The organism is Planctopirus sp. SH287 (assembly GCF_056500625.1).
Genome location: NZ_CM151403.1, coordinates 4,163,436 through 4,177,031 on the forward strand (window position 1 = coordinate 4,163,436; position 13,596 = coordinate 4,177,031).

Consider the following 13,596-nt stretch of genomic DNA (forward strand, 5'->3'; position numbering starts at 1 on the left):
GCCTCAGTTTCCTGTCGCAGTCAGCAAACGTTCCGTTTCGTAACCACAGACATTTCAGTCGGTTACAAACTTTTTTCAGATCTTTTTCCAACCTGATTTCCTGTCCGGAACCCAGATTGACCCTTTTTCTGAGCCAGACATATACTCCCGCACGTTGCAGCATTGCCAAATCTTGAAGTCTCCGGCTTCGGGACGGAAGCGATTCCCTGCAATATTTCCAAGGAAGGTAATGGGCTGGCAGCTCTTGCCAGTCATCGCCGAGTTCTTTCGGTGACACATTCATGATGAATGTGACAGTACAGGAGCGCCCGTGAAGGGCTACCAAAGACCAACTATCTGGGTCTCTCTGGGACTCGTTGGACTGCTGATAGCAGCCGCGAGCTTCGGGGGCGGTGCGCGCCTGCTGGCCAAGAATTCCTTGCCTCAAAATGCCATCAGCCTCTCCGCCGATTGGCTTCAGGAATGGGAACAGGGTCGCGAACACATCGGCCTCTTCCGGGGAACCTGCCGGATTCGCCAAGGAACCACAACCTGGCAAGCTGACAAAATGGTGGTCTGGGTGGAGAGCGCTGATATCAACGTAACCACCACCGAAGATCGCCTGACCATCTGGATGGAAGGAAACGTCCAGGAAACCTCGGAGTCCGGCCACCGCTCCGATTCCACGCGTCTTCTCAAATTGACCACCATTCAGGGGGTCGATCTCTCAGTCCGTGGTCGAGACAGCGATTCGCCCTCGCCTCAGGATGCCTTCTATTTAAGAGCGCTCAAGCAGCGACACGCCCAAAGCTCAGAAACCATCCGCACCCGCAGTGAATTAATTCAAACCCAACTGACCATCGACCAGCCAGCGTTAATGTTGCCACCCGGCAATCCCGGAAATCCTGGGGCCTTCCCCCCTGCCGGAAATTTCCCGGGCACATTCAATCCTCAGCCGGGAATTAACCCCACCGCATCTCCACCGCCGGCCGCCATGCGGCGTGTCCGGGTGTTTCCGCGAAGTGCCCTCCCCTTTGACGTCCGCAGCTTCCGCAACGAAAACACGCTTCCTCCCGAGCAGGTCGTGCAACTCACCGGTGGCGTGACCATTATCATGGACGGCGTCGAGCAAGTGGGAGTGGTCGACCTCTCTGCCGACAGTGCCGTCATCTGGACAACAGCACTGGGCAGCGGTGAATTTTCCACAGAATCAATCCAGACACGCGACACTCCTTATCAGGTCTATCTCGAAGGAAACATTGTCATTCGTCAGGGCGAAAACGTCGTGACGGCATCACGAGCCTTCTACGATGCGCGCGAAGACCGGGCCATTATCCTCGACGCCGAACTGCGAAGCGTCATCCCCGATCAACATGGCTTGACCGTCCGCGTCCGGGCTGAAGCCATTCGTCAGCTATCGCGTGACTCATTTCACGCCAGCAATGCCTGGGTCACCACCAGCCAGATGGGTGAGCCAATCTATCGAATTCAATCCAGCGACATTTTCGTTGATCAACGAACCTGGTCTCCCTGGTCACAACCCACCATTGATCCTCAGACCGGGCAAACGAAATACCGCACCACGCCCTGGATCACTGCTCAGAACAGCGCCTTTGTGTTCGGAAGTGTGCCCCTCTTTTATGCCCCAGTCATTTCCGGGCCGGCAGAAGATCCCAACATTCCCGTGCAGGGTTTGACGTTCAGTCAGGATTCCATCTTCGGCTCACAAATCCGCACACGCTGGGATGCGTTTCAAATCTTTGGCCTCCAGAAGCCGGCCGACACCAAATGGACATTGGAAGCCGATTATCTCTCTGCGCGAGGGGCATTTCTGGCAACCGATGGCTATTACAAAGGAATCGATCAATACGGAAACTCATTCTTCGGCGACGGCCTGGCCTCTTACATCAACGACCATGGCCTGGACAACCTGGGCTTGGGACGCCGTGATCTGACTTTCCCTAACGACAATCGGGGAATCATTGATGCTCACCACCGACACCAGTTTCTCAATGGCATGCAGCTTCAGGGAGAAGCCGGTTACGCCAGCGATCGAAACTTCCGCGAACAGTATTACGAACAACAGTTTGATCGCGGCAAAGACCTCGAAACATACCTCGCACTGACCCAGCAATACGATCAGATGGCCTGGTCGGTCATCGGTCGCCCCAAGGTCAACGACTTTGAATATACCACACAATGGCTGCCACGAGGCGACCTCTATATTCTTGGAACGCCTCTTCTATCAAATCTGCTCAGCTACAGTTCGCACACTTCTGTCGGCTACGGAGAAGTCAATCAGGCGTCTCCACCCACAGACCCCAATGATCTGTTCACACCGCTGCCATACTACGCCAGTTCCAACGGACTAGCTGCGATGACTCGGCACTCCCTCGAAATGCCATTTAATCTGGGACAAGTAAAAGTCACTCCCTATGCCATGGGCGAAGCGGCCTACTGGAGCGAAAGCTTTACTGACGAATCTGTTGATCGTCTTTACGGGCGAGCAGGCATTCGGGCCAGCGTGCAGATGTGGAAGGTCTACCCCTATGTACAAAGCGACCTTTACAACCTGAATGGCCTGGCTCATCGAATGACATTAGGGGCCGACTATGGTTACGCAGCAAGTAGTCGCGATCTGAGCGAGATCTCGCAATGGAATGAGTTCGACGACAACTCACAAGAACGATTCCGCGAACGACTGGTTGTCAACACCTTCGGCGGTATTCTTCCCAACGTCTTTGAACCGAGAAACTACGCAGTTCGATCTGGCGCAGCCACAGGGGTCAGCGACCCTTATCATGAACTCGTCGATGATCAGCAGATGTTAGCATTGAACTGGTCACATCGCCTGCAAACAAAAGTCGGCCCACCAGAACGAACACGCATTAAAGACTGGATGACCCTTGATCTGGGAGTCAATTACTACCCCGAAGCCTCCCGCGACAACTTCGGCGAAAGCTTCGGATTATTTAGCGCCCGCTACGCCTGGTATGTTGGCGATCGCACCAGCGTTCATGCCAGCACTCTGCTCGACTTCTTCGACGAAGGACAGAAAATCTATAACATTGGCCTGCTGACTCAACGAAGCGTGAGAGGCAGCGCCTACCTGGGCTTCCGCCAGATTGAAGGTGGCCCGCTCCTCAGTCAGATTCTGACCGCCAGCTATAGCTATCAGATGAGTCCCAAGTGGATTTCGACTTTTGGCACAGCCTACGATGTCGGGGAAGGACAGAATCGCGGCCAGTCACTCACCGTCACCCGCGTGGGGGAATCGTTCCTCTTCCATTTCGGAGCCAGCTACGACGCCAGTAAGAACAATCCCGGCATCGCCATTTCCATTGAACCGAAATTAGGCAACCGCAAAACATCCCCCACCATGGTCAGCCCACTGATGGGAGCCGGCTTCTAAATAGATAGTCTTCTTTATTCTTTCGATCTCGCAAAATCATATCTCACCTCATTGGCAACACCTGTCTTTTATCATCAGCACCGACCTTCCTAAGATTCCACTCTCCCATCGACTTCTCACGCTCTCTTTGTGCCGGGCCATCAGGAAACGAATTGATGACGCCATTACCAGCCACGCTGGGATTTGACTCCAGCAAAGAATGCACCAACGATTCACCGAATCTGTTGCTACTCTCCGAGCGGCCAGTCCTCTCTGCCAATCCAGAGAAAAGCGAAGCACCAGGTCATGATTCACCCACGATCCGGATTCACCGCCCTGCATCCAGTCGGGCGGAATGGCGCCAATGGCTGGTCGATATTGAGAAAGGGCTGGCGACGGGCCTTCGCACAGATAGTACGCTATTTATGCACCTGTTCGCCGACTCCATGATTCTTGCCGTCGCTGCTGTCATTGGCCTGCACACCTGGCAATGGGTTGTGCTGATTGGCACGCTGTCAGCAGTGCTGAGCATTGAATTGGTCAGCCAGGCGATTCGACATCTCGCAGCACTCGAACGCCTTAAAATCGAAGATCATTCCGACGCCGACATGATCGTGCGACAATGTGAATCATTGTGCTATGCGGCAAGTTTCATGGCCATCGCTGGCGGCTTAATCATCACGCTGCTGATTTTCTCTAACCGTATCTATGAAATGATCCCGACATAAAGCCGGGATCATTTCTACTGCGAGATTTTTGTAAGAACAGACTTCAAACATTAGACATCGAGGTCGTCAACCTGTGTCGCCTGTTCCATGATCAGTTTGTATCGTTCGGCAGGATCTTTCCCCAGAAGCTTTTGAAAGGTCTGGTCGGCTTCCAAAGCGTTCTCAACATCGATCCGCAACAAGATCCTTGTTCCGGGATGAAGCGTTGTCTCCTTCAATTGAGCAGGTGTCATTTCCCCCAGCCCCTTAAAGCGAAGAACATCCGGATTACGATTCGACGGCAACGACTCAAGAATCTCTTCTTTATGGAGATCGTCACGGGCATAGAAAATCTGATTACCCGACTGAATGCGATAGAGCGGCGGTTGCGCCAGATAGAGCCGTCCTTGCGAAATCAATTGAGGCATATGCCGAAAGAAAAATGTCAGCAGTAATGTACTGATATGATAGCCGTCGGAGTCAGCATCCATCATCAGGATGATTTTTCCATAGCGCAAACGATGAGCGTCAAAACTGGGGCCAATGCCTGTCCCCAACGTCTCGACGAGATCTTTAATTTCCTGATTATCGAGAATTCTCGCCGTGCTCAGGTTCTCGGTATTTAGCACTTTGCCGCGAAGTGGCAAGACAGCCTGAGTCCGACTATCGCGCCCCATGCCCGCGGTGCCACCGGCCGACAATCCTTCGACAATAAACAGTTCTGACTCTGCAGCATTCGTCGCCCGGCAATCAAGCAGTTTTCCCGGCAGACTGAGCCGGCGGGCCGCAGGTGACTTGCGGCGCACTTCACTCGCGGCCTCCCGGCTTGCCTGCCGCGCGCGGGCCGCCAGCACAATCCGCCCCACAATCGCATCTGCCGTCGTCTTATTACCAGAGAGCCAGTTTTCAATCGCGGGCCGAACCTGCCCTTCCACCACACTGACCATTTCCGGGTTATTCAGCTTTTCCTTGGTCTGTCCCTGGAACATCGGTTCTCCCAGAAACACCGAAAGCAAACCTACTATCCCTTCACGAATATCATCATTCTGGATAGTCAGTCCTTTGATTTTAATATCATGGACTTCCATGTAGTTCCGCACCGCTTTCCCGATCGCCCCTTTTAATCCGCTTTCATGCGTCCCCCCGGCGTGAGTCCGAATGCCGTTGACATAGCTGCGGATATGCTCGTCGGTTGATTCCGTCCAGCGAAAAACACATTCAATTTTATAGGCGCCATCATCCTTGGAAAATGCAAAGACATTCTCATGGATCGGCTTACGCTGCCCTTCACCCATCAGCCGAGCTAAATAGGTCTGAAGTCCATCGGGATGATGGAGTACCAGGGTTTCTTTCTTGGCTTCATCAATAAATACAATTTTCAAGCCAGCATGGATATAAGAAATGTCTTCCAGCTGCGCGCGAATGGTTTCGCTATTAAAGACTGTTCGAGTGAAGATTTCTTTGTCTGGCCTGAAGAAGATCTCAGTCCCACGTCCGCGAAAGGGCTTCACCTGCTTGAGTGGTGTCGTCGGCTTGCCTCGCTTAAAACGCTGCTGCCATTCAAATCCATCACGGTGAATGACCGCTACCATTTCTTCAGACAAAGCATTCACGACCGAGGAACCAACCCCATGTAAACCACCACTACGAGCATACGCGCCTTTGCCGAATTTCCCACCAGAATGAAGCGTCGTGAGAATAGTCTCCAGCGCCGACTTCTTGGTTTTCGGATGCATGTCAACCGGGATCCCACGCCCATTATCCGACACCGTGCACGACTCGCCATCTTTATGAAGTGTGACGGTAATTTCAGTCGCCTCGCCCGCCAGACACTCATCGACGCTGTTGTCGACTATTTCCCACAGCAGATGATGCAGGCCACGAATATCAACACCACCAATATACATACTGGGCCGGCGTCGAACGGCTTCCAGACCTTCAATCACTTCAATATCTGATGCGGTATAGGCCGTTGCCATGTCGCTTCCTGTCTCTATCAATTCTCTGCGTCAGTCGACTGACGGAAAATGATTTAATAATCTCTTTGATCAATTCACATAAATCAGCTTGAAGGTCTATCGCGATTAATCGCCGATCGTGTTCCAGTCCACGAGCACAATTTCCGGTTTAATCACTTCACTCACACTATTTCGGTGGCTCACACGAATCCCTTTGCCTCCCCGAGTCGTCTGAGCATATTTCATTTGGCCACAAGTCAGCTCTTTTTCGCTGGTCAGCTTGAGCCTCAAAGTATCGCTCGGTCGAGACATGAGAGCCGCCCCCAGAACAATATCATTGTCCTTTTCGTCCAGTCGGATCCCCCGGACACCTTTTCCGGCCCCTGAAAGAACGGGCACTTCCTCTAAAGAGAAGTGAATAAGCCGGGCTTCCCGTGTCGCCAGGAAGACACTCGTCTGATTGGTGACCAGTGAAACTTGCGACACCGTATCCCCGTCCTGCAGCTTACAGTATTTACGTCCGGCCCGTGTGCTGGTCGTTCGAAATGGCTGGAGCGGCACCCGCATGACCTGCCCTTGAACCGTCGTCACAAAGACATGAGGCGGTGAAGGCTCGGCCCCCTCCTCCACTTCCTGAGCGACATCAGTAAAACGAGGATCAGTCGTAATAGCAGCTATGACTTGAACACCGTCTTTGAATTTATAGTGCTTCGTCAGCGGCTCGCCATATCCTGATGAAATCGGAACTTGCGAAATCGGCATGGTATAAGCAATACCATCACTGGCGAAAAAGATAATATGGTCAACCGTGCTGCCGGGAAGCACATCCAGCACGCGATCCCCTTCACGAACGCGAGTCGACTCAATACTTTGCAGACGGCCAACACGCTTGATCCAGCCATCCTTACTTAAGACAACGTTTGTGTTTTCTCGAACGATATAGTGCGACTCATCAAACTCGGCCACTTCATCAGCTGACCCGAGCGTCGTTCGACGTTTATCGCCAAACTGATCGCCAAGCTCACGCAACTCCCCTTCGATCACATTCCAGACGCGATCGTCTTTGGCAAGAATCCTTGAAATACGATCCGCCTCTTTACGCTTGGCATTTAACTCGGCCAGCACGGTATCAATTTCCAACTGGGAAATCCGATAGAGCTGCATTTCCAGAATCGCCATCGTTTGCGGTTCATCCAAAGGAAAAGCCGCCATTAGTTTGTCGCAGGCATCCCGTTTTCCGTTGCTACCCCGGATGATTTTGATGGCCTTATCAATCCCGTTAAAGATAATTTCTAAACCGCGGAGTATATGAATCCTTGCTTCAAGCTGAGCCAATTGATAGCGGAAACGCCGCTGGACGACTTGAAAGCGGAACTTGAGAAACTCTTTCAATAGCTGATTCAGTGGCAAACGCGCCGGAGTGAGAACCCCATGATCATCTGGAACGAGCACGGTACTGTTGTAATTAAAGTTCTGTTCAAGCGGCGTCTTCTTATAGAGGAACGCCATTACAGATTCGGGATCACTCCCCTTTTTCAATTCCAGCACTACACGCAACCCGTGCTGATCATCAGTTTCGTCCGCAGCATTGATCAGTTGAGGCAACTTGCGACTGGCGATGACGTTACCAATTTCCGTGAGCAATGGCCCCGTTTCAACTCCATAGGGGACGGAATACACGACAATACGATCATCGACTTCAGTCCGTTTTTCTTTATCAAGCTTCCATTCCGCCCGGACTTTGAACGCCCCTCGCCCCTCTTCATAAATAGGCAGCATCGCTTTACGGTCAGTGATCATTCGCCCGCCAAGTGGGAAGTCCGGCCCCTTAATGTACTTGAGCAGATCTTTCGTTGATGCCCCCGGTTGTGCGATCAGATGAATACAGGCATCAAGCACCTCTTTAAGATTATGAGGTGGCATATTGGTCGCCATCCCCACAGCAATCCCCGCAGTCCCATTGACCAGAAGATTAGGAAACCGCGTGGGCAGAACGACCGGTTCCTTTCGCGTGCCGTCATAATTGGGCCGCATATCGACGGTATCGAACCGCAACTCGCTCATCAGTTGTTCGGCAATGCCAGTCAACCGGGCTTCGGTATACCGTTCGGCTGCCGCTGGCAGGCCCATAATTGAACCAAAATTTCCCTGCCCATCGACCAGCGGATAGCGAAGCGTAAAGTCCTGGGCCAACCGGACAAGTGTGTCGTACACGGATTGATTACCGTGCGGATGATAATTTCCCGTGGTATCGCCCGAGATTTTCGCGCACTTACGGGTTTTCGCATCTGCCGTCAGTCGCAGTTCTTCATACATCACATAAAGAATGCGGCGTTGAACGGGCTTCAGCCCATCCCGGACATCCGGCAACGCACGCGATTGGATGACTGACATAGCATAATTCAGATACCGCCGGCGAGTTTCTGCCGAAATCTCCCGAAACTGAATGCGGTCTTCCTGTTCGCCGGAAGTCGTTAACTCAGAACCAGTTCCGCTTTTTTTCACCACAACAGTTACCTTCTAATTTCGGAGAGAACATGGCCATTCGGTATTTCAGGCATGCCATGTTCTCCATCAATTGGTATCTCTGCCGGAAAACACCAATTGTTTGATTGATCTCTGCCACTTGAGAGAATTTGTGCGTCAATAACAAGGAATACGCCTGTTATCGGCTAGTAACTCCCGTTGCCAGAACCTGCCTCGAGAATTCCTTCCTGGCAAGATTTTCCAGATAATCCGAATGCACCGATAAGCGGAAATACAGCAGTCACAGCAGTTTTGCAACTCGCCGTAAGGCATGAACTGCCAACATCTTGACGGTTTTCAGAAGTCATCCTGCCGGGACGGGATTCATTTAATCCTCAGCGGTTGAACATCCGAAACAGAAGGCTGAGCGTGTGAAGGTTTGGTTTTCATCATGGCCACGAAGGCTGTGGATCACCATGCCCACAATCACGAACCAGAATTTGCGTCACGAAATCCGTCCCATGGAGGGGATGAAATGCCTTCGATCCGACCATCCTTCTGCCAAGTTACGGCAACCGGCACTGCTCTCCTGGGCTTGCTGATGAAAACCTCCCGTGTGCAAGGCGCAGCCGTCCTGCTCCTGCCCACTGTCTTGTGCTACTCGGCAATTGCCAACGACACTATCTATCTGCCAGCCGAAGTCGTGGCACCTCCTTCACAATTTATCGTTGACGGCGGCATGCCTTCTGTTGGCTCACCAACAGACAACATCCCACCCGCACCAGCTCCGATCAACGCGATGACCACAGCCGTTGATTCAGGGTACTCCCCTGTTCTCCGCCAGCCAGCCATGCACCAGCCTGTGATGACCCGTCAGGTCGCCCAGCCCGGTGTCACGATGGCTCCTGAAATTCAAGGCAATGTTGTGACAGGTGCTCCACAGGGTGGTTATGTCCGCCTGGGTGCTCCCATGTATCCTTCGCCATCACCCAATACCCCGATCTGGACGGGGGGTAGCATGATTACCAACCAGGCATTTGCTCCTCATGAAATGCTCTATGCTCATAAATATAAAGCTCTCTATCCCCCTTACTACCACCGGGTGAAAGGGCACTGGCTGCTCACTCCGTTTGGCGTGAAGTCGCATGAGCGCTGGGAACTCCAGGGCACAATGGTCGAAGTGAACTATCACAGTCATTACCCATTGCTCCCAGGTTTTGCCCGGCCACACACACCACAAAACAAAGGCCCCTGGCGGTAACGTTTCTTTGACGTGAAATGATAATTCTGACTGAAATTCCCGTGCCACGCCTGCGAAGCGGAGTCATCGGTACGGAATCCCGGAAGTGACCGGGTGATATGAAATCGACGGCACCACAAACTGGAATGTCCTTACGACTGCCACTGTTTCGGATGTCCCACAGGAACTGATTCGTCATGAACGCACTCAAACATCCTACAACCAGGCTTGCTCTTGCACTCGCATTATGTAGTGCTTGTGAGCTTCCGGGCAGTTCCGCCAGCGAACCTGCCAACACGGCTCCTACGCCCGTCGTTGCGGCTTCCGCCACAGGGAATGCTGCTGGTGTCGTTCGCATTCGTAAAGAACGATCAGTGTCGGCAACCCCCGCAGCTGTCGCACAACCCGTGGCACCGGTGGGTTTCCGTGACGCGATTGAAGAAGGGATGGAGCGATTCCAGACTCCCGCTCAGCCCGCCGCCATGACACAAAACTACTACCAGGCTCAGCCCACGACTTATGGTGGTGCCGGCTATGCTCAATCCTACCCTGTAGAAGTTCAAAACTATCCAGCGACAACTGGGGATGTGGTCTATAGTGACTGTCCTGATGGCCGTTGCCATGGCAAGAAGCACGACTTCCATGATTGGCTGAGATACAAGTTTGGTTATTTCATCCCCACCGGCAACGGCGGCACGGGCACACCGATCTTCGGAAAATACCACCGCGTCTATCCTCAGGATCCCGCTTACTTCGATCAGAGAGATGGGCAGCTCTATTCGGCCCAGGGCTATGGCGTGCCGGTAGCGGTTCCTTTAGCCCCAGTCGTTTCTCATCAATACAATTATGGCTGGGGAATTCCTTCCAGCCGCCTGACTCCGATTTCTCACCCTGCGAACTAAAGTGAGATATCAACCTGTGGCGGGCCCTCTCTGATTCAGTCAGGTGAAATCAAGACCTGTCAGAACAAAGTGGTCATGACACAGGTAAAATTCCGAGATCGACGCAACGCCGGTTACATGTCAGCAACGTCAGACGTTCTGTTTGTTCTGACAATGATTTGCTGACAATAGACATCACACGGAACTCAGCGGCCTCTGCCTGGCCATCGCAAAGAGGATCGAGCCATGAATCATAGGGACACCCGGTGGCTGGCTGCAGCAGCCCTGACTACTGCTGTCGGATTGACCTGCGATCTGGTCGGTTCGTCGGCCATGGCTCAGGAGGTCGGGATGGTTCGCATCTCTGATCGTTCCCGGTCAGTTCAGGCCACCACCGTCGGTCATGGCCATCTGGCACATGGCCCCGTGATGACCACCGACAGCGGATCATTCGATCCTAACTGCCCCAACTGCTACGGCAACGGTCAAGGCGGTGTCCCTGGCCATAAAGTCTGGCGAATGCACTTACCACCTGACCATGGCTATTCGGTCCCTGCGAAATCACCACTACAACGCCGTGGGGTCGAATATGATACCTACTTCCCACAGCAGTGGTACGGGGCTGGCCTGACATATCAACAAGCCTATCCCATGGTTTATACACCGACGGATACCACTCAGTTGGGCTTCTATTACCAGCACGTTCCGTTCTGGCGGCCAAATCCCAACATGCTGCCTGCCCGGCCAATTCCTTCACAGTGGCATATTCATGCACCGGTGGTTTATTCAACAAACCATCACCGCATGCACGCAAACCAGGCACAGTTTGTTGATGGATCTTCGGGCGGATACATCATCGACTCCACCACTCCCGTAATGACACCATCAACCAATGGCGCCATGCCGACTCCCATTGACGGTAGCGGACTGCAACCAGTTCCGGTTCCACCCGCAGGAGATATTCTTCCTCCCGCTCCTGTGCTCGATTCAGCCGCCAGTGGCCACATTAAGCGAGCCGCTGCCCAGCAGTAAAAGACCGCATCATATAGTATTGTATAAATAGAATCAGGGCCGTGGTTGAGAGAACTCACCACGGCCCTGACTCTTTTATTCGTTCAGACTCATCAATTCAGCATTTGCCAGACACGACGATTAATATTCGCGGGTCGGCTTCAGGCCTGGCATTGGGATGGGGTACTTCCCGTTGGCATCGGCCACAACCGGAGCTGGCCCATTAGCCGTCAAGGTATCGACATTAGGCGCGAATTCATGCTCGCAATTCAGCATGGCATCATACGTAACCACCTGACCGGTATGAGCAGCCATGCGGCCCATGCTCGTGACAAGGCTGGCTTCCGCTCCCCGGCGAACTTCATTGTAAGGCTGATCCTTACGAATGGCTTCAATCAGATGATCCCATTCGAGCTGATACGGGTTCGGCTCTTTCTTGCCATACTGCCAGACAATGTCATTCTTGTCAGACATGTTCTGCCCCTTGTAAATACGGGGCTTGGCAGGAGTGTGTGAGGCCGTGGAAATGACCGCTGACCCCTTGGTGCCATGCGCGTAGCTGGCAAACTCCTGATGACACCCAGCCATCGTCCGGCCTTCCAAAAGCATCTTGGTGCCGTCGGCAAAGGTGTACTCCACAGCGTATGAGTCAAAGTTCTGATCCACGTTGTCACCACGGTAATGGCGACCACCCAGAGCCTGAGCTTCGACAGGCCACGCATTCTTCATCCAGCAGCATTCATCGATGTTGTGAATCAGGAAGTCGCTGTATGCCCCGCCCGACGCCCAGAGGAACCCGTGGAAGTTCTTGATCTGGTACATCACTTCTTCAATGCCTTCTTTTCGCTTGGGAGCGAAGGCACTTCCAGTAGGCCCCACCACACGGTAGGCACGCAACAGCAGAATATCGCCAATGGCTCCATCCTGAATCTGCTTATGAAGCTCGCCGCGGGCATCGCAATGACGGCACATCAGGCCCACACCGACCTTCAGATTCTTCTTTTCTGACTCTTCCGCCAACTGGAGCATCCGGCGAGTGGACGGGCCATCCACCGTCACCGGCTTTTCCATGAACGTGTTCAGATCTTTGTTAATCGCATAAGTAAACTGGGGCCAGCGGAACGCGGGAGGAGTCGCCAGAATCACCACGTCGCCTGCATTCAGGCAGTCCATCGCCTTCTGATACGCATCAAATCCCGTGAAGCGGCGTTCAGCAGGAACATCCATCTGATCCTTATGGCGACCCTTCAGGTTTTCATAAGCATTAGTAATCCGATCTTCAAAGACATCGGCCATAGCGACCAGCTTGATCGGGCCGTTGTTCTTGACTGAGAGGGCATTCGATGCCGCACCCGTACCACGACCGCCGCAACCCACCAGGGCCACGTTGATCGTGTTGTTTTCTCCCGCATAAACATTCTGAGGAATGGCCATATTGGCCAGTACGGAAGCCGTGGCCAATGCCCCGGTCGACTTCAAAATATCACGGCGGGAAACGTGAGAGGGACTCTGATCGGTGGTCAATGAAGACGGCGGCAGCGACATACGGTCAATCCTTAGTAGCGTTGAGGAAGGAGTCGATACGAGGTGTTTCAGGCGGTTAGGGTCTCAAGTCGTTTCAAATCTCAGCTGTCAAGGTTCTCTCTTCCAAACTCCCTCTCCCTCAGGGAGAGGGCCGGGGTGAGGGGCAATCAATCACCAATATCTCCACCGCCAACATCCAGGCCTGCGGCCACCTTCTCTCCAAAGGCAGAAGGATCGGATGATTTTCTGACAGACCCCGGAACAAAAAAACACGAGTGCCACACCAGAAATTATCCTGGCTGCAACTCACACCTTTGAGATTACCCTGACCGCCAAACCCATCACAAGCATTTGATACGTATTCCGGGGCGTCATTTGCCAGAAGATAATAAAAATAGCCCGGAAGTCTTGAGAAGACTGGCCGGGCTTCAGGCAAAAA

General features: G+C 53.0%; 8 protein-coding genes. 5 read left to right on the plus strand and 3 right to left on the minus strand.

The annotated features are described in order from the left end of the window. Positions 1 to 310: 310 nt before the first annotated feature. Entirely contained in the window at positions 311 to 3,391 is a 3,081-nt protein-coding gene (locus SH287x_RS15460; protein ID WP_479515273.1) for a hypothetical protein, read from the plus strand. Positions 3,392 to 3,546: 155 nt separating this feature from the next. Continuing rightward, positions 3,547 to 4,098 carry a diacylglycerol kinase gene (locus tag SH287x_RS15465; protein WP_479515274.1) on the plus strand — a complete coding sequence of 184 codons (552 nt, stop codon included), beginning with the start codon at positions 3,547 to 3,549 and terminating at the stop codon, positions 4,096 to 4,098. A gap of 50 nt (positions 4,099 to 4,148) precedes the next feature. Here the strand turns inward: SH287x_RS15465 and SH287x_RS15470 are convergent, their stop codons facing one another. Together SH287x_RS15470 and SH287x_RS15475 are read right to left on the minus strand one after the other, a co-directional pair. Further along, positions 4,149 to 6,056: a DNA gyrase/topoisomerase IV subunit B gene (locus tag SH287x_RS15470; RefSeq protein ID WP_479515275.1), complete on the minus strand. Its 1,908-nt coding sequence runs from the start codon at positions 6,054 to 6,056 to the stop codon at positions 4,149 to 4,151. 105 nt (positions 6,057 to 6,161) lie between these two features. Beyond that, positions 6,162 to 8,543 (minus strand): DNA gyrase/topoisomerase IV subunit A, encoded by a 2,382-nt coding sequence (locus SH287x_RS15475; RefSeq protein ID WP_479515277.1) that lies wholly within the window; start codon positions 8,541 to 8,543, stop codon positions 6,162 to 6,164. Positions 8,544 to 8,952: 409 nt separating this feature from the next. Here SH287x_RS15475 and SH287x_RS15480 point away from each other — a divergent pair, with 409 nt between their 5' ends. The 3 genes from SH287x_RS15480 to SH287x_RS15490 all read left to right on the plus strand — a co-directional run bounded on the left by SH287x_RS15480 (position 8,953) and on the right by SH287x_RS15490 (position 11,654). Continuing rightward, positions 8,953 to 9,762 carry a hypothetical protein gene (locus tag SH287x_RS15480; protein ID WP_479515278.1) on the plus strand — a complete coding sequence of 270 codons (810 nt, stop codon included), beginning with the start codon at positions 8,953 to 8,955 and terminating at the stop codon, positions 9,760 to 9,762. Between the two features lie 176 nt (positions 9,763 to 9,938). Continuing rightward, positions 9,939 to 10,643 (plus strand): hypothetical protein, encoded by a 705-nt coding sequence (locus tag SH287x_RS15485; protein WP_479515279.1) that lies wholly within the window; start codon positions 9,939 to 9,941, stop codon positions 10,641 to 10,643. Positions 10,644 to 10,868: 225 nt separating this feature from the next. Next, positions 10,869 to 11,654: a hypothetical protein gene (locus tag SH287x_RS15490; RefSeq protein ID WP_479515280.1), complete on the plus strand. Its 786-nt coding sequence runs from the start codon at positions 10,869 to 10,871 to the stop codon at positions 11,652 to 11,654. A 120-nt stretch (positions 11,655 to 11,774) separates the two neighbouring features. On the opposite strand, the gene SH287x_RS15495 is transcribed toward SH287x_RS15490, so the two are convergent. Next, a complete protein-coding gene (locus SH287x_RS15495; RefSeq protein WP_479515281.1) occupies positions 11,775 to 13,178 on the minus strand; it encodes a Gfo/Idh/MocA family protein in 1,404 nt (467 codons plus the stop codon). Positions 13,179 to 13,596 lie beyond the last annotated feature (418 nt).

Excerpts from the sequence above, each read along its gene's own strand:
- SH287x_RS15485 (WP_479515279.1), top strand. The coding sequence starts at position 9,939 with ATGAACGCACTCAAACATCCTACAACCAGGCTTGCTCTTGCACTCGCA.
- SH287x_RS15495 (WP_479515281.1), bottom strand. The coding sequence starts at position 13,178 with ATGTCGCTGCCGCCGTCTTCATTGACCACCGATCAGAGTCCCTCTCAC.
- SH287x_RS15480 (WP_479515278.1), top strand. The coding sequence starts at position 8,953 with ATGGCCACGAAGGCTGTGGATCACCATGCCCACAATCACGAACCAGAA.
- SH287x_RS15490 (WP_479515280.1), top strand. The coding sequence starts at position 10,869 with ATGAATCATAGGGACACCCGGTGGCTGGCTGCAGCAGCCCTGACTACT.
- SH287x_RS15470 (WP_479515275.1), bottom strand. The coding sequence starts at position 6,056 with ATGGCAACGGCCTATACCGCATCAGATATTGAAGTGATTGAAGGTCTG.
- SH287x_RS15465 (WP_479515274.1), top strand. The coding sequence starts at position 3,547 with ATGACGCCATTACCAGCCACGCTGGGATTTGACTCCAGCAAAGAATGC.